This window comes from Nocardia iowensis, from assembly GCF_019222765.1.
Classification (GTDB): domain Bacteria; phylum Actinomycetota; class Actinomycetes; order Mycobacteriales; family Mycobacteriaceae; genus Nocardia; species Nocardia iowensis.
In genome coordinates this window covers 8,835,520-8,857,625 of sequence record NZ_CP078145.1, presented here as the reverse complement: position 1 = coordinate 8,857,625, position 22,106 = coordinate 8,835,520, and the positions used below count along the sequence as shown (strand labels likewise).

The 22,106-nt window shown below is 67.2% G+C and carries 16 protein-coding genes; 5 read left to right on the top strand and 11 right to left on the bottom strand.

Annotated features, from left to right (window positions below; translation table 11 throughout):
- Positions 1-2: 2 nt before the first annotated feature.
- Together KV110_RS40880 and KV110_RS40875 are read right to left on the bottom strand one after the other, a co-directional pair.
- Entirely contained in the window at positions 3-1,943 is a 1,941-nt protein-coding gene (locus KV110_RS40880) for a fumarate reductase/succinate dehydrogenase flavoprotein subunit (RefSeq protein ID WP_218472429.1), read from the bottom strand.
- Positions 1,944-1,973: 30 nt separating this feature from the next.
- Complete coding sequence (locus KV110_RS40875) at positions 1,974-2,807, bottom strand: hypothetical protein (RefSeq protein ID WP_218472428.1); 834 nt, start codon at positions 2,805-2,807, stop codon at positions 1,974-1,976.
- A 469-nt stretch (positions 2,808-3,276) separates the two neighbouring features.
- Between KV110_RS40875 and KV110_RS40870 the strand changes: the two genes are divergently transcribed.
- Positions 3,277-4,500: an acetyl-CoA C-acyltransferase gene (locus KV110_RS40870; RefSeq protein WP_218472427.1), complete on the top strand. Its 1,224-nt coding sequence runs from the start codon at positions 3,277-3,279 to the stop codon at positions 4,498-4,500.
- 78 nt (positions 4,501-4,578) lie between these two features.
- On the opposite strand, the gene KV110_RS40865 is transcribed toward KV110_RS40870, so the two are convergent.
- From KV110_RS40865 to KV110_RS40850, 4 genes are all read right to left on the bottom strand, one after another.
- Positions 4,579-4,866 carry a hypothetical protein gene (locus KV110_RS40865; RefSeq protein WP_218472426.1) on the bottom strand — a complete coding sequence of 96 codons (288 nt, stop codon included), beginning with the start codon at positions 4,864-4,866 and terminating at the stop codon, positions 4,579-4,581.
- Between the two features lie 257 nt (positions 4,867-5,123).
- Positions 5,124-6,089: an alpha/beta fold hydrolase gene (locus KV110_RS40860; RefSeq protein WP_218472425.1), complete on the bottom strand. Its 966-nt coding sequence runs from the start codon at positions 6,087-6,089 to the stop codon at positions 5,124-5,126.
- Positions 6,090-6,621: 532 nt separating this feature from the next.
- The gene (locus tag KV110_RS40855; protein WP_218472424.1) at positions 6,622-8,577 is read right to left on the bottom strand and encodes an acyl-CoA dehydrogenase family protein; all 1,956 of its coding nucleotides are present in this window, start codon (positions 8,575-8,577) and stop codon (positions 6,622-6,624) included.
- A gap of 154 nt (positions 8,578-8,731) precedes the next feature.
- Positions 8,732-9,913 carry an ATP-binding protein gene (locus tag KV110_RS40850; protein WP_218472423.1) on the bottom strand — a complete coding sequence of 394 codons (1,182 nt, stop codon included), beginning with the start codon at positions 9,911-9,913 and terminating at the stop codon, positions 8,732-8,734.
- 158 nt (positions 9,914-10,071) lie between these two features.
- On the opposite strand from KV110_RS40850, the gene KV110_RS40845 reads away from it, so the two are divergent.
- The 3 genes from KV110_RS40845 to KV110_RS40835 all read left to right on the top strand — a co-directional run bounded on the left by KV110_RS40845 (position 10,072) and on the right by KV110_RS40835 (position 11,814).
- A complete protein-coding gene (locus KV110_RS40845) occupies positions 10,072-10,350 on the top strand; it encodes a hypothetical protein (protein WP_218472422.1) in 279 nt (92 codons plus the stop codon).
- A 438-nt stretch (positions 10,351-10,788) separates the two neighbouring features.
- Positions 10,789-11,391, top strand: a complete 603-nt coding sequence (locus tag KV110_RS40840) for a C40 family peptidase (protein ID WP_218479519.1) — start codon at positions 10,789-10,791, stop codon at positions 11,389-11,391.
- A 24-nt stretch (positions 11,392-11,415) separates the two neighbouring features.
- Positions 11,416-11,814 (top strand): RNA-binding S4 domain-containing protein, encoded by a 399-nt coding sequence (locus tag KV110_RS40835; protein WP_218479516.1) that lies wholly within the window; start codon positions 11,416-11,418, stop codon positions 11,812-11,814.
- 57 nt (positions 11,815-11,871) lie between these two features.
- On the opposite strand, the gene KV110_RS40830 is transcribed toward KV110_RS40835, so the two are convergent.
- From KV110_RS40830 to KV110_RS40820, 3 genes are read right to left on the bottom strand one after another with little or no spacing between them, the layout of a single operon-like run.
- Positions 11,872-13,596, bottom strand: coding sequence for a fatty acyl-AMP ligase (locus tag KV110_RS40830; protein ID WP_218472421.1), 1,725 nt, complete (start codon positions 13,594-13,596; stop codon positions 11,872-11,874).
- Positions 13,593-18,404, bottom strand: coding sequence for a type I polyketide synthase (locus KV110_RS40825; protein WP_218472420.1), 4,812 nt, complete (start codon positions 18,402-18,404; stop codon positions 13,593-13,595). Before KV110_RS40825 ends, KV110_RS40830 begins: the two co-directional genes overlap by 4 nt.
- The gene (locus KV110_RS40820; RefSeq protein ID WP_218472419.1) at positions 18,401-18,640 is read right to left on the bottom strand and encodes an acyl carrier protein; all 240 of its coding nucleotides are present in this window, start codon (positions 18,638-18,640) and stop codon (positions 18,401-18,403) included. Before KV110_RS40820 ends, KV110_RS40825 begins: the two co-directional genes overlap by 4 nt.
- A 143-nt stretch (positions 18,641-18,783) precedes the next feature.
- On the opposite strand from KV110_RS40820, the gene KV110_RS40815 reads away from it, so the two are divergent.
- On the top strand, positions 18,784-19,743 hold the full coding sequence (locus KV110_RS40815; RefSeq protein WP_246634266.1) for an MBL fold metallo-hydrolase: 960 nt from the start codon (positions 18,784-18,786) through the stop codon (positions 19,741-19,743).
- A gap of 13 nt (positions 19,744-19,756) precedes the next feature.
- On the opposite strand, the gene KV110_RS40810 is transcribed toward KV110_RS40815, so the two are convergent.
- On the bottom strand, positions 19,757-20,362 hold the full coding sequence (locus KV110_RS40810; protein ID WP_218472417.1) for a cysteine hydrolase family protein: 606 nt from the start codon (positions 20,360-20,362) through the stop codon (positions 19,757-19,759).
- 28 nt (positions 20,363-20,390) lie between these two features.
- Positions 20,391-21,962, bottom strand: a complete 1,572-nt coding sequence (fadD5, locus tag KV110_RS40805; RefSeq protein ID WP_218472416.1) for a fatty-acid--CoA ligase FadD5 — start codon at positions 21,960-21,962, stop codon at positions 20,391-20,393.
- Positions 21,963-22,106: the final 144 nt, after the last annotated feature.

The following is a 22,106-nucleotide window of genomic DNA, read 5'->3' as shown; positions in this document are numbered from 1 at the left end:
CGCTACGCCTCTCGCTCTGTCGATGTCCCGGCCGCCGCCGGGTGCCCGGCGATTTCCGCCGGGGTGTAGTACTTTTCGAGCTCGCCGAGTTCGAAAAGGGCGAGCAGTTCCGGCCGCATCGGGGTCTGCGCCTTCGGCGTCACAGTGACGTCAGGGATGGTCTCCCCCGCCGTGCTCGGATCCACCGAGCAGACCAGCAGCTGGTTCCGCCAGGCGGGATCCATCGACGGATGATCGTCGCGGGTGTGCCCGCCCCGACTTTCGGTGCGCAGCAATGCCGCCTTCGCGACGCACTCGCTGACCAGCAGCATGTTCTCCAGGTCCAGCGCGAGGTGCCAACCAGGATTGAACTGGCGGTGACCCTCGACGGTGACCTGCTTGAACCGGGCGCGCAGTTCGGCGAGCTTGCTGAGCGCCTCGCGCACCTCGTGTTCCTTGCGGATGATCCCAACCAGGTCGTTCATCGTCTGCTGCAGGTCGGTGTGCAGGGTATACGGATTCTCTCCCGTGCCCTCGGTAGGCGGGTCGAACGGTGCCAGCGCGACTTTCGCGGCCGCCGTGATGTCGGCGTCGGTGATCGTCGGCCGTGCGCCGAGCTGCTCGACATACGCGGCGGCGCCGAGCCCGGCCCGGCGGCCGAACACCAGCAGGTCCGACAGCGAATTACCGCCGAGGCGATTGGAACCGTGCATGCCGCCGGAACACTCACCCGCGGCGAACAAACCCGGCACCGTCGCCGCCCCGGTATCGGGATCGACCTCGATACCACCCATCACGTAGTGACAGGTGGGGCCGACCTCCATCGGCTCCGCCGTGATATCCACGTCCGCGAGCTCTTTGAACTGATGGTGCATGGAGGGCAGCCGGCGTTTGATCTCCTCGGCGGGCATGCGCGAGGCGATATCGAGGAAGACGCCGCCGTGCGGAGTCCCGCGACCGGCCTTGACCTCCTCGTTGATCGCGCGCGCGACCTCGTCACGCGGCAGCAGATCGGGGGTGCGGCGCGCGGAATCGTTGTCGCGCAACCACTGATCGGCCTCTTCCTCGGTTTCGGCGTACTGCCCCTTGAAGACCGGCGGGATGTAGTCGAACATGAACCGCTTGCCCTCGGTGTTCTTCAGCACCCCACCGTCGCCGCGCACACCCTCGGTGACCAAGATGCCCTTGACGCTCGGCGGCCAGACCATGCCGGTCGGATGGAACTGCAGGAACTCCATGTTGATCAGCGTCGCCCCGGCCCGCAGCGCGAGTGCGTGGCCGTCGCCGGTGTACTCCCACGAATTCGAGGTCACCTTGTACGACTTGCCGATGCCGCCGGTCGCCAAAACCACCGCGGGCGTTTCGAAAAGGATGAATCGGCCGGATTCGCGCCAGTAGCCGAACGCGCCGGAGATCCGGTCCCCGTCCTTCAGCAATTCGGTGATGGTGCATTCGGAGAAGACCTTGATGCGCGACTCGTAGTCGCCGGTCGCCGCGTAGTCCTCCTGCTGCAGCGCGACGATCTTCTGCTGCATGGTGCGGATGATTTCCAAGCCGGTGCGGTCACCGACGTGCGCGAGCCGCGGATAGGTGTGGCCACCGAAGTTGCGCTGGCTGATCCGGCCGTCGGCGGTTCGATCGAACAGTGCCCCATAGGTTTCCAACTCCCACACCCGGTCGGGCGCCTCCTGGGCATGCAGTTCGGCCATGCGCCAGTTGTTCAGGAACTTGCCGCCACGCATCGTGTCCTTGAAATGCGTTTGCCAGTTGTCCTTTTCGTTGGCATTGCCCATCGATGCGGCGCAGCCGCCTTCGGCCATCACGGTGTGCGCCTTGCCGAACAGGGATTTGCACACCACCGCGACGGAGTGGCCGTGTTCTCTGGCCTCGATCACCGCACGCAATCCGGCGCCACCGGCCCCGATCACGACGACGTCGTACTTGTGCCGTTCAACTTCTGGCATGGCCGCGAATACTCCTGGGGTTGGGGCGGATCAGTTGATGAACCGCAGATCCGAAATCGTCTTGCTGGCAACCAACATGACGTAGAAGTCGGTCAGCACGAGGGTGCCGAGAGTGGTCCAGGCCAGCGCCATGTGCCGGGTGTTCAACTTGGAGACCTGGGTCCAGAACCAGTAGCGCACCGGATGGGTGGAGAAGTTCTTGAGCCGCCCGCCCGCGATGTGCCTGCACGAGTGGCAGGAGAGGGTGTAGGCCCACAGCAGGATCACGTTGACCCACAGGACGATATTGCCGAGGCCGAAGCCGAATCCGCCGTCCTTGCCGTGGAACGCGACGATCGCGTCGTAGGTGTTGATCACCGAAACCACCACGGCCACATAGAAGAAGTAGCGGTGCACGTTCTGGATGATCAGCGGCAGCCTGGTCTCGCCGGTGTACTTGGCGTGCGGCTCGGCGACCGCGCAGGCGGGCGGGGAGAACCACACGGCCCGGTAGTAGGCCTTGCGGTAGTAGTAGCAGGTCAGCCGGAAGCCGAGCAGGAAGGGCAGCACCACGAAGCCGAGCGGCAGGATCGCGGGCAGCTCGCCGAACGGCGTGCCGAAGTGGCTCGAACCCTCGACGCACGAGGTGCTGAGGCACGGTGAGTAGAACGGCGTCAGGTAGTGGTAGTCCGGAACCCAATAAGCCGTTCGCACATAGGATCTGATCGTCGCGTAGATAACGAACGCGGCCAGCCCGAGCACCGTGAACAGTGGCGGAATCCACCATCGATCGGTACGCAGGGTACGTTCGGAAATTCGAGCCCTTGTTTTGCTGAAGACGCCGGTCCCCGCTTCCGGGGTGGCGGCGGTCGGTGCGGCACTCACGACCGCGCCTCGCTGACGCTCGGCACCGTCGTGAATGCCGAGGGCGCTGTGTTTTTGGTTCGATCGCTGCGCTCACTCACTGGTGGATGCCTCGCTGGTCTGCTGTGCGGGTGGTCATCGTTACCTCCGCAATCGAATGTGATGCCCAGCACCATACGACACCCCCGCTATCGCTCGAGCAGGGTCCCGGCATTCCGGACCCGCCCGGATGCCCGTGATTTGCGCCACATTGGATGTCACTTCAACCGATGTGGTCGAGCGGTGAACGGACCGCAAACACTTCGAACTCGTCTAAAACAGAACAGGATTCGAGGGGTCTCCGCGTAAACGAAACCCGAAGTCGAAATTCCGACGCGCCGATCGTCACACGGCGGCAACAAATCTGTGGTCACCTCTTTCCGAGATGCACCCGCTGACGTGCGCAGATGCCATTGTCGCGGCGGACTCGGCCGGGGGAAGGAGCACCAAGATGAGACGAGCGGCGATAGTCGCGCCGGTCCGGACGCCCAGTGGGATCGAAGGCGGAGCGCTGTCCGGAATGCCGCCGGAATGGATGGCTTCGACGGTGCTGTCCGCAGTGGTCGAGCGTTCCGGGATCGACCCGACGCGCATCGAGGACGTCGCGATGGCGTGTGTCGACGGCGGTCTGGCTACCGGGCCCGCGTTGAGCAGGGTTGCCGCGCGGGGCGCGGGGTTGCCGTTCGCCGTTCCGGGTTTCCTGACCGATCGGCGCTGCGGCAGCGGGCTACAGGCGGTGATCACCGCGGCCATGATGGTGCAGACCGGCGCCGCCGACGTCGTGGTGGCCGGCGGCGTCGAGTGCGCCCCGGATGCCGCTGCCTGCCATGGAGAATCGGCGAACGCGTCCGATCTGGCCAATGCCGAGGAACTGGCCCGCTATTACGGCATCAGCCGGGCGGCCGCCGACGAGTTCGCGGTGGCCAGCCATCGCAAGGCCGCGCGCGCCTGGCGGCAGGGCACATTCGCCGCCGAGGTGATCCCGGTCGGCGTGCTGGACGAGCCGGGCTGGTCCGATCCCGGCCTCGAAGGCACCGGAGGACACCGGATTCTGCGCGACGAAGGCGTGCGCGAGGACGTCTCCACCTACACCTTGGCCGCGTTGCGCCCGCTGGTCTCGAACGGCGTCGTCACCGCGGGCAACATGAGCTCGCACCGGCACGGCGCGGCGGCCTGTCTCGTCGTCGCCGAGGACCGGCTGGTCGATCTCGGCCTGACCCCGATGGCGTATCTGGTGGGCTGGGCCGCGGCCGGATGTGATTCGGACACAGCGACGCTCGGCGCGGCGCCCGCTGTCGCAAAGCTGCTCGGGCGCACCGGATTCGCGCTCGACGAGATCGATCTGGTCGAGGTGAACGAGGGATTCGCGGTGGAAGTGCTTGCGCTGGCGCGGGAATGGGATTTCGATCCGCGAAACCGGCTGAATGTGAACGGCTCGGCCATCGCGCTCGGCCATCCGGTCGGCGCCACCGGCCTGCGGATCATGACCACGATGCTGCACGAACTCGCCCGCACCGGTGGCAACTACGGCCTGGAGGCGATCGCACTCGGCCATGACCACGGCATCGCGGCGCTGTTCGAATCGGCGAAATCGGATCCCATCGCCGAAACCCCGCGCGGCGCCCGGTTCCACGGTGCCCGCCCGTCCCGGCGATTCGGCCGCCACCGCGCCTGACTCACCGATGGGTGGGGTCGACGCAAGGATGCGCGGGCCCACCGGCACGGAGTGGGCCCGCGCATCCGACAGTGTGCGTTAAGTGGTCCTCGGGCGGGAGTGGAAACCCAGGCCCTCGTCCTGCGCGCCCATCCAGGCCGCCTCGTCGGACTTGCTGTCCGGGACGTAGATGGTGTCCTGGGGGCGGCGGCGGATCTCCGGCGGCGGTGACTGCTCGAGTTCGTCGGCGTCGATGACGAGCCGTTCGAGGTCGTTCTCCAGCCGCCGCACCATGTTCGCGTCGCCGTAGTGGGCCCGCAGTGCGCCGATGGATTGCCGGAGCTGGCCGACCGTGTAGCGGAGTTCCGCGATTTCGCTGCGTGTCATCGATACCTCCTGTGTTCCTGGCAGACATGCGAACTCGGTGGGTAGCGGGTATTTCCATGGTCTGCCTGGAACCGCGCTGCACCAAGTCGTGTGACTCACCACACAACGTGATCTACAACACAGTACAGAAAGAATTCGATTCTGGCTCGTCGGCTGGCAAAGTTCGGCAGTTCGCCCAAATGTTGCCCACACGCGTCCGCCGCGTCTGGTGCGAACGCCTGATCGGCCGCCCCGGACGATCCGGCGCGACCCAGCACTCATCCGGCGACGGCGAATTCCGGCCCCTGCCCACGCATGCTGGTGACAACCTGATCGACCAGCCCGACGATGGACACCGCGACCTCCTCGGCCCGCTCGAAGATCACGCTGTGCCCCGCCCCTTCGAGCGGAACCAACTGCGAGCCGGCCAGCTGCGAGGCGAGCACCACCGAGTGCGCGAACGGCACCACGATGTCCGCCGTGCCCGCCAGCACCAGCGCCGGAATGGCGCCGAGCCGGTGCAGTGACGCGGTCTCGTCGAAGGTGATCAGCGAGCCGAGAAAGCTCGACATGGTCAGCAGCGGCGTGTCGTTCAGCATGGCCGTGGCGACCGCGACCATCCGCGGATTCACCTTTCTGGTACCGGAATTGGCGGCGCGCATGATCGGTTCGAAGATCCGACGGGACAGCCGCTTGGAGCCCTGCATGACGCGCGGCGCGCGCACCACGGCCACCTGCAGCGAGTTCACCGCCCGCCGCTTCAGGAACCGGCCGAGCCCCACTTCGGTGATGCCGTTGGCCGCGCCCGCGATCAGGCCGACGCCGACGACGCGGGTGCCGATCATCTCCGGGAACAGCCGGGCGTAGGCGAGCACGACCATCGCGCCCATCGAATGGCCGACCAGGATCACCGGGCCGGTCGGTGCGACCGCGCGGAGCACGGTGTCGAGATCGCGGGCGAGCTGGTCGATGGTGTAGGTCGACGGGTGGGCCTCGCCGGATTCGCCGTGGCCGCGGTGGTCGTAGAAGATCATCCTGGTCTCGGCGCCCCACTGACGAAGCAGTTGGTCGCGCAGGAAGGACCAGGATTCGGTGCGCAGGCAGTGGCCGTGCACGAACACCACGGTGACGGGTGCGGTATCGGTGCCGAAGGCGCGGACCGCGAGTGGCACGCCGTCCTCGGCCGGCACCGTGACACGGTGACCGTCGTAGTCGGCGGCGCAGCGGGCGATGATCGTGGACATGAGGTTCTCCTGAGGAGGGTGCATCCCTGCGGAGCGTTCTGCCCGGTTGTCGATATACATTTCCGCTGCGTTAACGGCCCATACCTGCCGTTATGGACAAGTTGTCCAACCGACGCTTGCCCGCCTCTCCGCGTATTCAGGCCAGACTCAGGTGCCACGACAGAAGCGTTGGCGCCCGGCGGTTGTAGTGGGCCAGGTCAGCCGGTACCCGGTGAGTTACCCATGTACGTGCGAGATCAGATGTCTCGGAAACGATCAGGAAATCTAAGGGCCAGTAGGTTAAGCGCTAGATTCGATTAGATAACTCTGACCGATCGTCGCTTGCCGAGTATTGGGCTATCTTTCGGATTCCCTAGAGTCCCCTAGTCTCGGCTACGAAATGACCGCCCTCCCCTTGTTGTGAAATCTACGGCTATCTAGTGTTTTGCCGATACCAATGAATATTCACCGATCGGTGGCACCCGCCGGACGTCACGCTCCTGGCACAGCGTTATCGAGCGTGACGCCCGGTGGGCGGCCGACCGTCCTCCGGTCAGGACCCGGCGTGGCTGCGGGTGGACGGCAGGAACGGGCGTAGCAGGTTCGGCTCGGTCGACGGGCCGAGCTGCCATTCGGCGATCCACGGCCCGGTCCCCTCGCTTGGATCGAACACACCCTCCTCCACCCAGGTGTATCGGCCGGTGAGCACGCCGTGGGCCAGCGTGCGATCGTCATCATCGGTGTTGTCCCACAGCGCGTCGAACAGCCTGCGCACCCGGACCCGGGACTGCCTGCAGAAGACGTCCGCGAGTTCCGTCGCGGCTTCGGCCGCCGCCGCTCCCTCGGCACGCAACGACTGGGCCCGCACACAGGCGGCCGACATCGCGAACAGCTCGGCGCCGATATCGACGATCCGCCCAAGGAAGTTCTGCCGGTATTCCAGCCCCGCCTGCCAGCGACCCATCGCGTACATGAGCGACCTGGCCTGCTTGCGCGAGCTGCGCTCGATGAACCGCAGATGCCGGGCGAGCGTGCCGAACTCGGGATAGGTCGCGGGTACCGTTCCGGCGCCGACCGCGAGCTGCGGGAACCACTTGGCGTAGAAACCGGTCGCCCCGACCGCCGCCTTGGCCTTGTCCTTGAATTCGGCCTTGCGGTCCACCAGCGCGCCCGCCGCGGACATGTGCGCGTCGGCCATCTCCCTGGCGATCAGCAGCCGCATGATTTCGCTGGAGCCCTCGAAGATGCGATTGATGCGCAGATCGCGGACCAGTTGTTCGGCGCCGACCGCGCGTTCGCCGCGAGCCGCGAGCGATGCCGCCGTCTCGTACCCGCGACCGCCCCGGATCTGCACCAGCTCATCGGCGATCGTGCAGCTCATCTCGCTGGCCCAGAGCTTGGCCAGCGCCGCCTCGATCCTGATGTCGTTGCGGGCTTCGTCGCACATGGCGGCCGATAGGTCGAGCGCCGCCTCCAGTGCATAGGTGGTGGCGGCGATGAAGGCGATCTTCTGGCCGACCGCCTCGTGTTCGCCGACCGGCTTGCCCCACTGCACCCGTTCGGCGCTCCACTCCCTGGCGATCTTCAGTGACCACTTCGACGACGCTGTGCACAGCGCCGGGATGGCAAGCCTGCCCGCGTTGAGGGTGGTGAGCGCGATCTTCAGGCCGTCACCTTCCCGGCCGATGAGATTGCCCTTCGGCACCCGCACGTTGTGCATCCTGGTGACGCCGTTCTCGATGCCGCGCAGGCCCATGAACGCATTGCGCCGCTCCACCGTGATGCCAGGCGAGTCGGCCTCGACGACGAACGCGGAGATGCCGCCGCGATGTCCGTCGCTCTTGGGCACCCTGGCCATCACGACCAGCAGCTCGGCGACGACACCGTTGGTGGTCCACAGCTTGACGCCGTTGAGCTGGTAGGCGTCGCCATCCTCGATCGGGGTCGCGGTGCTCGCCATCCGGGCCGGGTCGGAGCCGACGTCGGGCTCGGTGAGCAGGAAGGCGCTGACCGCCCCCGCGGCGCAGCGCGGCAGGAACTCCGCCTTCTGATCCGCGGTGCCCGCCAGCTTCAGCGGTTCGGGCACCCCGATGGACTGGTGCGCCGAGAGCAGCACGCCGAGGCTGGGGTGGGCCGAGCCGACCAGCATCAGCGCGCGGTTGTAGCCGAACTGGGAAAGACCCTGTCCCCCATATGATTCCGGGATTTTCAGGCCGAAGCAGCCGAGCTCGGCGAGGCCCTTGACGTACTCGTCCGGGATGCGGCCTTCGGCTTCGATCACGCGACCGTCGATGGATTCGCAGAACGGCCGCAGCCGGGCCAGGTAGGCCTCGGTGCGCGCGGCGTCCTCCGGGCCGGGCTTGGGGTAGGGGTGGATCAGATCGAGCCGGAACCGTCCGAGAAACATCTCCTTGGCGAACGATGGTTTGGCCCAGCTGGTTTCGCGGGATTCCTCGACCAGTGCGCGGGCCTGTTCTTCGGTGGCGTCGACTTTCGCGGCTGTCGCCATGATGTCCTCCTCGGACGTGATCAGGATCACATTCGAGTGTAGGAACTTTAGTTACTCGCCGGTAGGGCTGTGGGTGGATTGATTTCTATCGATCTCTAATGATCTTGGTAGAGAAGGTTATCCGGGGCTATCCCATCCGCCGGCGTCCGGCGACTCAGACGCTGCGCAGATAGCGGCCGAAGTGCGGCACGGTGAATCCGATCGTGCCGCGCTCGGCCGAGTAGATCAGCCCCTTCTTGATCAGTCCGTCGCGCGCAGGCGAGAGCGAGGCGGGCTTGCGGCCCAGTTCGGTGGCCACCGCCGAGGTCGCCACCGGACCGTCGTCACCCGCCAAATCGGCCATGGCGCGCATGTACTCACGCTCGGCGGGCGTTGCCCGTTCGTAGCGGGAGCCGAAGAAGCCGACCGCCAGCTCCTCCTCCGCGGTCGGTGAGGCCACCTCGACATCCTCGGCGGTGATCGGACTTTCCGGCGCCTGGTCCCAGGCCGCCTTGCCGTAGGCCTGCACGAAGTACGGATAACCATCGGCCTTGTGGTACAGGGCATCCAGGGCTTCGTCGGTGAACTTCACCTCTTCACGCTCGGCGGGCGCGATCAGCGCCAGATCGGCGGATTCGCGGTCGAGCCGATCGATGCGGTGATAACTGAACAGTCGCTCCGAGTAGCTCTTCGAGGCGGACAGCACGGCGGGCAGGTGCGGCAAGCCGGCGCCGACAACGATGAGCGGCGCGGCGTCCTGGCTCAATTCGTGGCAGGCCCCGCAGATCGCGGAGATATCGGCCGGACCGAGGTCCTGCATCTCATCGATGAAAATTGCGATGCCGACGCCGATCTCGCCGGCCAGCGCGGCCGCCTCGACCAGCAGCTCGACCAGGTCGATCTCGATATCGCCGGAGTCGGCCCGGCCGGTGACCGCGGGCACGTCGATGCCGGGCTGCCAGCGTTCCCGCATGCCCTTGTCGGCGGTGGCGCGTAGCGCGAACGCCTTGAGGATGCCGAGGAAGTCGTCGACCCGCTCCGGATTGCGGTGTGCCATGGCGATCGCGCGGACGGCCATGTGCAGCGCGGAGGACAGCGGGCGGCGCAGGTCCTGGTCCGGCCGTGCCTCGATCTTGCCGGTGCCCCAGCCGCGGGAGATGGCAGCGGAGCGAAGTTGGTTGAGCAGCACCGTCTTTCCGACGCCACGGAGGCCGGTGAGCATGACGCTTCGCTCCGGACGGCCACGCGCGATGCGCTCGAGCACGATGTCGAAGGCGGTGAGTTGCTTGTCGCGCCCGGCTAATTCGGGTGGGCGCTGTCCGGCTCCGGGAGCATACGGATTCCGCACGGGGTCCATGCCCTAACACCGTAGCCCGTTCCGTCCGGGAAATCTGTCCCCATCTACGGCGTGTCCTAGATATAGCTAGCGGTCGGTATTGCACGATGCTCTCGCAGTATTGCCATAGGCCCGGAAGTCACTACGCTGGTGGCGTTTCCGGCGAGTATCGGAGGGGCATGTCCGACGAACCCACCCCAACCACCGCCGAGGTGGTCGAATCGTGGAACGTTCCACCGGATGCCACGGTGGCGCGGCGCATTCGCTCCAACATCCTGGTGGCGATAGAGCGCGGCTATGACGATCCGCAGCTCGTGGCGGATCTGGCGGTCGGCCCCTTGGTGATGGCGCTCGGTCAGCTGGAAGTCGGGCTCGCCGATGCGCGCCGCCGGATCGTCGAACTCGAGCGGGCGCTCGCCGAACGCGGCGGCGAGTCCCCGAACGGCCTCGAATCCTGAGTTCCTTGCGGCGGATTCGCACCGCCGCAGGCCGTTCGGTAACGGGTGCTCGATGGCCGATATCGTGTCGTGACCCAGCGGGCGTGTCGGGAAACCGGGCGTTCGTCCAGCGAGTTTGTCGCCTGCGGAAAACTTGCAGGTCTGTGCGCTGGACAACACCGCGTCGGCATCGTAATCTCTTCGTGACTTAGTGGAGTCCTGTCGTTTCGAAAGAGAAGCGGCGCCACGGAGTTACCGCCTTAACGGCTGTCGGGGCCATCTTCCCGGCTGCCGTGCCGGGATCACCCAAAGGTTCGTCTGGGTGATGCCTTGCGGCCATTTTCTGGTCAGCGAACCCGGTCGGCGGGAGAGCACGAAGATCGGAGACGTAGCTCGGTGGGTAAACACAGCTTGCAGCGGGATTCTCGCTTGCCGAATTCCGTCAAGGGTGCCCTCGTGATGGGCGCGGTGGCCGCGACGACCGGGGCCATGCCCGCGATCCCTGCGATGGCGGCAACCATCAATATCCCCGGACTGGGCAACTTCGATGTTCCTGTGCCACAGGAATACGAAGCGCCGGTCCAGCAACTCAACCAGCAGATCCAGCAGGCCGTTTCGGCCATGCCCAACGCACAGGTTCCCGGCGCGCCGCAGCAGGCCGCACCCGGCGTCCCCAATTTCGCGCCGAACATGCCCGGCCTGTTCAACCAAGCTCCCAGTGCCAGCGATATCGCGCTCGACGCCGCCAAGACCAAGGTCGGCGCGATGTACTCCTGGGGTGCCGCTGGTCCCTCCAACTTCGACTGCTCCGGCCTGGTCCAGTGGGCCTACCGGCAGGCAGGCATCGAACTCCCCCGCACCAGCTTCGAGCAGTCGCACGTCGGCGCTCCGGTGGCCTTCCAGAACCTGCAGCCCGGCGACATCGTCGTGACCAACGGCGGCGGCCACGTCGGCATCTACGCCGGTGACGGCAAGCTGCTCAATGCGGTGCAGTCCGGCCAGCCGGTCACCTACACCCCCCTCCGTCCCGACCAGGTGGTCACCGCACGCCGTATCGTCTAACGCGTGGCCCCCGCCGACAACGGCATCCGCGCAAGCGGAAACAAAAGTACTGCGACGCAGGCCCGAGTCGATTCATGGACTTGGGCCGTGCGCCTGTTCAAAACGAGATCCGCTGCCGCCGAGGCATGCCGAGGTGGACACGTCCGCGTCAACGGTGCCGCGGCCAAACCCGCCCAGCCGGTCAAGCCCGGTGACGAGGTGCGTATCCGCCTCAGCGGCGTCGAACGCATCGTGATCGTCGAGCAGATCATCACAAAGCGCGTCAGCGCCCCCATAGCCGCGCAATGCCTGATCGACCGCAGCCCGCCGCCACCCTCCCGCGAAATCCTCGCCACCATGCCGCGACGTGACCGCGGGTCGGGACGACCCACCAAACGCGAACGGCGCGAAACCGATCGGCTCCTCGGCCGCACCGACGAGTGAGCGCGAGCGGCACCGGGTGACATCATCGCGGCCCGCGGACCCGATCAGCGGGCGCGCTCAGATCATTGCGACGGGGTCGAGATGACCCGCGATATAGCGGGCCCGGCATTCACCGCGGCGCAGCTTGCCGCTGGTGGTCTTGGGAATCCGGCCGGGCTCGACCAGCATCACCGCGCCGGGCAGCACCTCGTGTGCGGCCGCGACGGCGGTGCGGATCCGGCGGGCAAGCACCGACAGCTCGGCCGGTTCGACGGCCTCGACGGTGACCAACTCCGCGACCACCACCAGTTCTTCGCGACGTCCGTCGTCGTGCCCGAAGGCCGTCACGTGCCCGGGTCGCACCTCGGGGGCGCAGGCTTCGACCGTCGCCTCGATATCGGCCGGATAGTGATTGCGGCCGTCGACCACGATGACGTCCTTGCGGCGTCCCGCGATGTAGAGCTGATTGTCGAACCAGAAGCCGAGGTCGCCGGTGCGCAGCCAGTGGGCGTCGCTGCCGGGCATGGTGGCGTGGAAGGCCGCGGCGGTGGCGTCCGGCCTGCCGTAGTAGCCGTCGCACACATTGTCACCCGCCACCCAGATCTCGCCGACCCGGCCGGTGGGCAACTCGACGCAGCCGACCGGGTCGACGATGCGCACGTCCTGCCCGGCGGGCGCGCCGCAACCGACGAGCGGCGCGCCGATGAGCGGTTCGGTCCCGTCGTCCAGCGGAATCGCCCGCCCGTCGGCCAGCGCGGCGCGGTCGAAGCGGTGCGCCACCGGCTCTTCGCGCCAATCGCAGACCGTGACGCTGAGCGTCGCCTCGGCCAGGCCGAAACCCGGTGTATGCGCGCGATGCCGGAATCCGTATTCGGCGAAGGCCTCGGTGAATTCGGTGAGCACGTCGGCGCGGACCGGCTCGGAGCCATTGAGCAGCATGTCGAGCCCGGACAGGTCGAGACCAGCCCGTTCTTCCGGCGTCGTCGCCGAAACAGCGAGGGCCAGACCGAAATTGGGCCCGCCGGTGATCCCGGCACGGTAGTCGCTCACGGCACGCAGCCACCGGATGGGCCGCTTCACGAATTCGGCGGGGGCCATGGTCAAGCCGGGCACGCCGCAGTAGAGCGGCAGGGACATGCCGAGGATGAGGCCCATGTCGTGGAAGAACGGCAGCCAGGTCAGGATGGGCTTGTCCGGCGCTGGCTGCAGCGCGTGCCGCAGTTGTTCCAGCGCCGTTGTCAGGTTCGCGTGAGTGACCCGGACGCCCGCGGGTGACTGGGTCGACCCTGAGGTGTACTGCAAGTAGGCGAGCTCGGCACGGATCGGATCGACGACCGGTTCGGCCGAATCACCTTCCGGCGCAGTCACATCCGCCGGGAGCCGCAAAGCCTGACCGAGCAGTGGTCCGAGCACCGACTCGCTGGTCGAGTCACTGTGCGACAGCAGGGCGAGGGCGGGCCGCGCGTCGGCGATGGCAGCCAGCAGCCGTTCTCTGTTGCGCGAACCCGCTGCCGGAAACAGCGGCACCGCAATGCGATTGCAGTACAGGCAGGCAAGAAACGCGACGGCATAGTCGAGTCCGTGCGCGCAGAGGATGGCGACCCGGTCACCCGGTGCGCTCGCGGTCCGAAGTCGCGCCGCGAGTTCGCCTGCGGCGGCGTGTAAACGCGCGTACGTCACGGCGACGGGACGCCGTTCGTGCATTCGATAACGGAGTTCGGTGTAGGCGACCGTATCCGGTCGGGACGCGGCCCACTCGGCGACCCGTACGGCGAGACTGTTGCGAATTATGGTCGGTGTCACGGGCCCTCGCTGGTGTGCACGGCGACGACCCGAGTACCAAGGGCGGCGGGCGCAAGGAGATCCGACAGTCGTACCGCCAGGGGCGACGAATCGGTATCGGGTGTGTACTCCACTGCGCAGAGATACGTCCCTTCGTAGCGCAATGCCTCGGACAGCAACGCGCCCCCGCGCAGCGTGTCGAAGGCGGTGACGCCCGCCCGTCGCAAGTGCGGCGCCGCCTCTTGCGAACCCACTGCCCACGCGCCCCAGCCGATGCTGAGTACACCCCGCCCCGGATACGTCAGCGCAAGGGAGTCCATCGCGGCGTTGGCGGCGGCGTAGGCGGCCTGGTCCTGGCCGCCGAGCGCGCCGGTGGCGGCGGAGAACAGCAGGATGAAATCGGTCGGGTCGGCCGCGGTGAGCTCGATCAGATTGCCCGCGGCAGTCAGCTTCGGTGACAACATCCTGGCCACCTGGTCAGGGGTGGCCGCGTCGAAGGCGGCGTCCACCGTGCTGCCCGCCGCATGGACCAAGCCGCGAATGGTGGAGCCGCAGTGGCGAATGTCGTTGAGCGCGTTGGCCAGGTCAGCCCGGTCGGCGGCGTCGCAGCGGACCACGACGATCCGGTCTTCGAGTCCGTCGAGCAGCGGAGGCACCGGACGGGGCGCACGGGTGAGCACCACGACGTCACGTGCCCCGGCATCGAGCAGCCAGCGCACCGCGACCGCGCCTACCGCACCCAACCCGCCGGTGACGACGTAGGTTCCGTTGGTGTCGATGGTGGCCTTGGGAGTCGGCCGGAGTCGCGCGGCGGTGAAGCGGCGAATCGCGAGATCGCCTGCGGAAAGGCGAATTTCGGCGAGCAACCGAGACGTGTCGCTCGTCCCCGCCGCAACGAGCCGACACAGTGGTGGCAGGTTCCGGGTGTCGGCATCGGCCCAGACGAGACGGACCACGCGATCGGATTCCAACTGCAGGGACCGCACCAGGCCGGCGATCGCCGCCGGGACCGCAAGGTAGTCGGGATCATCGGTGTGTGGCACCGGCGCTGCGATCGGTTCTGGCAGCACGATCGTCAATGAAGCTGTGCGCTCGTCGGCTCGGGCACGTTGCAGCAGTGCGAGGACGCGGCCGACCGTCGCCGCAGCACTCCCTTCGGGTCTTGTGCCGGATGCCCGTGCCGAGGATCTGTCGCCGGTAGGCCAAACCAGTACGACCGCGGTGGGGGCGCTACCGGTGCTCGCCGCCAGCAGGGTGGTGACGAGGGGGCTGGCGGTCTCGGGTTCGCGGGCAATGAGATCGGTGGGCATGGTGCCGTCGAGCAACTCTGCCAACTGAACGGCGAAGTCTGATTCGCCGATCACCAGAGCGCGCTGGGCGATGGGGTTCGCCGAACCAGCGAGACCGACGGACTCGAGGTCACGAGGTTCCCAAGTTTCCTGGCGAAAGGGAGCGGCGCGATCGGCGTAGGCGTGGCACGGCGCAACGGCGACGCGGGCGGGCGAATCCTGTTCCGAGAGTTGGATTCGCACCCCGGAAAACGCCAGGCAGGGCACGCCGTGCTGATCGGTGCCGATGACGTCGCCGATGAGTTCGGTGGAGGTGCGCTCACGGAGGAACGCGTGCGCCTCGAGAACAGTTCTGTTCGGTTCCGACGACAACCACGCGGAGTCCATACCGATCGGCAGCGGGACCACACCGGCGGGCAGTTCGTCATAGATCGTCGCGGCGAGCAGTTGCAGACAGCCGTCCAGCGTTGCGGTGCGGGACAATTCGGCGGCGTCGAAGAGGCCGATCGCGGTATCCGTTCCGGTCGCGATGCCGCGCAGGACCCGCAAGCGCGGCCCGTACTCCAGCTGTCGACAACGCAATTGGTCGTAGAAAGCAGCGGGCGCGATGATCCGCATACGGTGTCGCCCAGCCCGGTTGGCATCAACCACCCGCATCCATGCGACGATATCCGCGGGTGTGGGGTCACTGGCCGGCCGGGCCGAAGCCAGCGCTCCGGCCGCCGTGACCTCCGCCCGCAGACCTCCATCGCCATGCTTGCGATAAGCGACCTCCGGCAGGACCGTCAGCTCGGCCCGATCGTGCACCACGAAGTCGGTGAGCACAGTCGCCGCCCCAGTGCTGGTACGTGTCAGATGTAGCAGCCTGCGCAGCCAGAACGCGACAGGCACGGTCGCCGCACCCTGGACCACGTGGTCGGTGAGATCGTCTGCCGGGAAGGGCTCTTCAGCGGCCTCCGGCACCGCGGCGACCAGTGGAAATCGGCGCTTGCGCCACTCACGCCGTGGTGCGGCGGCAGTGAACGGGCCTTGTGCGGACCAGTCGACCGGTCGTCCTTCGAGATGAAGTCGGGACAGGCAGCTGAGGAATTCGCCCGCCTCATCGTCGCGAGAGGCCACCGAGTGCGCGGCGTCGTGAAATTCGGGATGCTCCCGGACGGCCGGAATCAGCACAGGGTGCGGCGCGACCTCCAGCACGGTGGACAGGCCGTCCTCGGCGGCGCGCTCCAGCGCCGCGCCGAGTTCGACTGTCCCCGAGGCATTCTCGGACCAGTATTCGCCGTCCAAACTCGCCGTCGAGATCAGCTCGCCCCGGCGGACGGTGGAATACATCGGGGTGTGCGGTACTGCGGGCCGCAGATCAGCCAGCGCTTCGACGAACCCCGGTGGCACGGTGGCGATCCGCGGGGCGTACGCCGCCGAATCGTCGGCGATCCGCAGCGCGGACATATTGCGGCGCTTGGCCCGTCGGACGAGCGTATCGATGTAGCGCGCGGTACCGGACACCACCACGGACCGCGGACCGTTGATCGCCGCGATGCCCACCTGCGCGCGCATCGGCTCCACCAGCTTCGCCGCCTCGTAGGGCGCTGCGGCCAACAGGGCCATCGCCGCGTGCAGATCCGGTCGGGACTTGCTGCGCCGCACCACGACCAGCGCCGCATCCGACAGCGACAACGCGCCGCTGACGACGGCCGCGGCAACCTCGCCCAGACCGTGCCCCGCCACCGCGTCCGGCCGAATACCCCAGGCTGCCAGCAATTCCGCCATCGCCACCTGGAATGCGAAGATCGCGGGCTGCACGTATTCCGCAGCGTGCGGGCCGTTTCCGGAGCTCCCGTTACCTGCCGCCAGCGCGAAGCCGTGCCGTGGCGTCCAGATCCGTGGACCACCTGCCGCGGTGATCGCATCGGCCGTCCTGGCCAACGCGGCGGCGAAATCGCTGTGTCGCGCCGCGAGCGAGCGCCCCATCGCCAGATGCTGACCACCCGGCCCGGGGAACAAGAACAAGACACCACCCCGCCGCCGCGTCGTGGACGGCCCGAGCACCGCGCGGCCCGAGTCGCCGCGCGCCACTGTGCGTAACTGCGCCACCGCATCCTCGCGATCCCGCGCCAGCACGCATAGTCGATTCCGCTCTGGCAGCAATCTGGCAGCCGCGGCGGCACTTTCCCGCAGTGACCCGTCGCCGAGTTCGAGCTGGTCGGCGAACTGAAGCGCCTGTGCGCGCAGCTCGTCGGTATCGCGGCCGGTGATCGGGATCAGTACCGGCGACTCGTCTCCGTGCGCTACGGGTGCTGCCTCGACACCGCGGAGCACCGCGTGCGCATTGGTGCCGCCGAAGTCGGCAGAGCAGACCCCCGCGCTGCGTTCGCCGCGCGGCACCATGCTCCAGTCGACCGGTGCCGTCGGCACCCTCAGCCCGCCCTCGGCCGTCTTCAGCAGCGGGTTCTCGGTATGAAAGCCGAGGGTGGGAGCGATGACACCGTGGTGGATGGACAGCGCCGTTTTGATCATGCCGATGATGCCCGAGGCCGCCTCGAGTTGCCCGATATTGGATGTGACCGATCCGATCCAGATCGGCTTGTCGCTGTCCGTAACGCCCTGTGCGACAACGGCTGCCAGCGCGCCCACTTCCGCCTCGTCGCCCACTGACGTTCCGATGGCGTGGCATTCGATATATCCAGCCGTGCGGGGGTCGAGCTCGGCTCGAGACCAAGCTGTGCGCATCGTGTCCTGCTGTGCGCGACCGTTCGGTACATGGCGGCTGTTGGAGTGACCGTTCGCACCGACCGCCGTCCCGGCGATCTCCGCGTACACCCGATTTCTCTCGCGCACCGCGTCTTCCGTGCGCTGCAGGATCACCACAGCACAGCCCTCGCCACGGCAGTTGTCCTCCGCACCCGCATCGAACGGTTCGCACCCGTCAGGTGCGCGGAACCGGCCCTCCGCCAGTGCGTCCGAGGCGTACGGCAGCAGCGTGAGATCGATACCGCCCACGATCGCGAACGGCACCGTCTCATCGACGAGCAGTCGCACCGCCAAGTCGACAGCTGCCAGTGAGGACGCCCCCGCGCTGTCCAGCACCATGCTCGGTCCGTGTAGATCCAGCACGTAAGACAGCTGGGTGGCGATCACGCTGAGCCCGGAACCGGTGACGGCACAGTGTGCGTCGGCACCGTCGCAGCCGAGCGCGGCGCTTCCGTGGTCGTAGCCGCACGCGCCGAACAGCACCGCGCCGCCCGAACCCTTCACCCGATAACCGATCCCGGCGTCATCGATGGCCTCGACCGCCACCGCCATGGCCAGCCGCTGCCGCGGGTCCATGCGCGCGGTCTCCCGGTCGGCGAGGGCGAACCAGTCGTTGTCGAACGATTCGATGTCGTCCAGGTAGCCGCCGCGCCGGGTGCCGAGGCGTCCGTCCGGTGGCATTCCGGTGGCGTCGCGCCGCGCGAGCAACATCCGCCAGAATTCGTCGCCGCCCCCGGCGCCGGGTACCCGGCAGCCGATGCCGACGATCGATACTGCGGCCGTGGTCATCGCATCGCGAGGTACTCGACCAATTGATCTATGTCCGGATAGTCGAATATCGCGCTGAGCTCGACCTCGACCCCCATGGCATCCTCGAGGCGCGCCGTAAGCCGGGCCAGCTGGGTGGAATTCAAGCCGAGGTCGGTGAACGGCGCGCTGGTACACACGGCCGTCTCGTCGACGCCGAGCAACTCGGCCACGGCAGTCACCGCCGCGGTCGTGAGCGCACGCCGACTGTGCACCATCGAGCTCCGATCCATCCCGAACGCAACTACCCACCGAATCGGCGGCTCGTCTCGACCGCCCAGCTACCCCCGCGATTATGCCGAGATATCGCACCGCGGAGAAGAGCCTTTTGTGCGGCGCACCCATCGCCTACCGTGACGAGGTGAGCGAATACTCCGCACGGCTGGCCGACGGACGACCTGGAACCCTCCGCACGCTGGCACGCTGTTGCGTGGCGCTGGCCGCGACGCCGGGCAGGCTGCTCCGGCCGCGCCGAGCCGACCAGGCGTTTCTCGCGAGCCTGGTGACCGCGCCCGCACCGAAAGCACAGGCGACCGTTCGACTGACCTCGATCATGCAGGCCAAGATGGCCGCACCGACCATCATCGTCGCTGAGGGTGTGCGAAGTCTGCGGGAGTTGCCGATGTCGATGGGCGCCTTCTTGGTCGAGCACCCGCGGGCGAGATTTCTTGTCGACCCCGCTATCTGTTCCGACGTGCACGAGCGCGTCTTGCCCGGCCACCCCTTCCCCGTCGGCAAACTGGTGTCTCCGGAAAAGCCGGTACTCGGGCTGAGCAACGCGCTCGCGGCCCGCGATCTCGCACCCGCCGACATCGACTTCACCCTGGCCACCCACCTGCACTGGGACCACGTCTCCGGCCTGCTCGAGCTACCGGACTCGATCGAACTCAGAGTCCCCGCGGTGGAATACGACTGGGCGATGCGCGGCGACGAGGCGCCGATCGGCGTGATCCGGGAACCGTTGCGCGGCCAGTCCGTCGCGCCGGTGGAACTCGACGGCCCGCCCGTACTCACCTTTCCGCGCAGTCACGACCTCTTCGGCGACGGTGCTGTTGTCCTCGTCGACCTGGCGGGCCACACCCCGGGCAGCATCGGCGTCCTGCTCGCGGTCGACGACGGCACCCGGGTACTGCTCGTCGGCGACGCCGTCTGGAACACCCTGCAAATCAAGCTGATCCGCGAAAAGGCCCCGATGCCAGGCCTACTCTTCGACGCCGACCGCGACACCGCTTTCCGCACCATCCAACGCCTACACGCCCTCCCCGCCGACATCGAGGTCATCGCCAGCCATGACTACGACGCAGTCCTCGCCAGGGCCTAACCGGCAGATCCGGTCAGCGGCGGGTGATCAACTCCAGTGCTTGTGCCGTGGTCAGGGCACCGGCGGTGACGAGGTCGAGGTTCGTCAAGGATGTCTCGTGCGCTGCCGCGGCAGCCGCGGCGGTGCAGTCGGCCATCGGGTGGACGGTGAAGCCCAGATCGGTGGCGTGCCTTGCGGTTTGCTCCACGGTGATGTTGGTGGCGACGCCGGTGATGAAGAGGGTGTCGATGTCCTGGCCCGCCAACCACTCGGGCAGTTTGTTGCCCGCCAGTCCGGACAGCTTCTGGTTGTCGAATACCTCGGACGGTTGCGCCGCCATCTCCGGGATGAGTTGGCTGCCGGGAGAATCCGGCCGGAACTCGGTCTGCGCCGCGCCCACCGACCGCATGAAGCCGGTATTGCGGACCAACTCCCCCTCGCCGACCGGAATGGTGAACCGGGTGAAGATCACCGGAACTCCGTGCCCGGCCGCCGCTTCGTGGAAGGTCACCGCGTGCTCGACCGCGCCGCTGGCCGCGACCGGCGCCGCGAGCATGGGCCCGAAGAAGCCTTCGGGCTTGATCACATTCACTTGCCAGTGCAGCGCGAGCACGGCCGCGCGGATACGTGGAATCGCCATCCCACGACCTTACATTAGTTAACTAAAGTCAGGATGAATAATCCTTGCGCAGTAGGACTTTCACTACCTTGCCGCTGGCATTGCGGGGCAGCTCCGGAACGATCACCAGATCCTTGGGATGCTTGTAGCGAGCCAGGTTCTCGTTGAGGAACGTCGTCAGCTCGTCCAGGGACAGCTCGTCCTCGGCCGAGTTGAGCGCGACGACGGCGACCGGGACCTCGCCCCACTTCTCGTGCGCCCGGCCGATCACCGCGGCCTCCCGAATCTTCGGATGCGCGAACAGCACGTTCTCCACCTCGGCGCAGTAGATGTTCTCGCCACCGGAGATGATCATGTCCTTCTTGCGGTCCACCACCCAGATGAACCCCTCCTCGTCCTGGCTGACCAGGTCGCCGGAGTGGAACCAGCCGTCGGCGAACGCCTCCGCCGTCGCTTCCGGCTTGTTCCAGTAACCCTGCATGAGCGTCGGCCCGCGGTAAACGATTTCGCCGATCTCGCCGGGCGCGACATCATTCATCTCGTCGTCGACGATGCGCGCCTGGATGGTCGGAATCGGCTTGCCGACCGAGCCGAGCTTGCGCAGCGCGTCCTTGCCGTCGAGCACGCAGGTGATCGGCGACATCTCGGTCTGCCCGAAGACCGCGACATTGAACGCGTTCGGGAAGCACTCGGCCATCGCCTTCAGCACCGTGTCGGAGGCCGGAGCCGCACCCCAGCTGAGTCCGGTAAGCGCGAGCTTGCGGTTCTTCACCGTCGGCTCGGCGCAGATGGCCTGCCACTGCGCGGGCACGCAGAACGCGCTGGTCGCCTGCTCCCGCTCGATCGCGTCCAGGAATTCGGTGGGATCGAACGCACCGAGCGGATGCAGCACGGTCTTCGCGCCGAGCAGGAAATACGGTGCGAGACTGCCGAGTCCGGCGATGTGGAACAACGGTGAGGTGCAGAAACCGATCGAGTCCGGTTCGATCGCGAGCGCCCGGATGCACGTCAGCGCCTGGGCATTCATGTTGGCGTGCGACAGGATCGCGCCCTTCGGACTGCCGGTGGTGCCCGAGGTGTACATGATCAGCGAGGGGGTGTCCTCGGGAATGTCGAGCGGCGTGTGTGGCTCGCCACCCTCGGCCAGCACGTCGTCGAAGCCGAGCACGCCGTCGGCGGTCTGCCCGCCGATCACGAAACAGGTTTCCAGCGTGCCGGATTGCGCACGCACCGCGGTGGCCAGCGGCTGCAGCATGGTGTCGGTGACGATCGCCTTCGCGCCGCTGTCGCTCACGATGTAGGCGACCTCGGGCGGGGTGAGGCGGAAGTTGACCGGCACCGCGATGGCGCCGAGCGCGTTGATGCCGAACACGGCCTCGATGTATTCGGGGTAGTTCAGCGCCAGGATCAGCACCCGGTCGCCGAAGCCGACACCGCGCCGGGCGAGCGCGTCGGCGAATTTCAGTGAGCGTTCGTGCAGCTGCCCCCAGGTGGTATCGGCCCCACGGAACCGCAGCGCGACCGCGTCCGGGCGCATCTGCGCGTGCGCCGCGATCTGATTGTTCCAGTGGTTGCGCCGCGACCTGAGCGGCTCGTCGAGCGCCTGCGCACCGGTGGTCATGCCACGAACTCCTCTCGGACCGTCACCTGCGTCCGCCGGGGTGGCCGACAGCCGTGACGGGCTGAACTGAGAGCAGAATAACAACTAACTTATCCGGTGAGCAAGGGATCCAGATATGAACCGCCGTTAATCGACGGCCGCCGA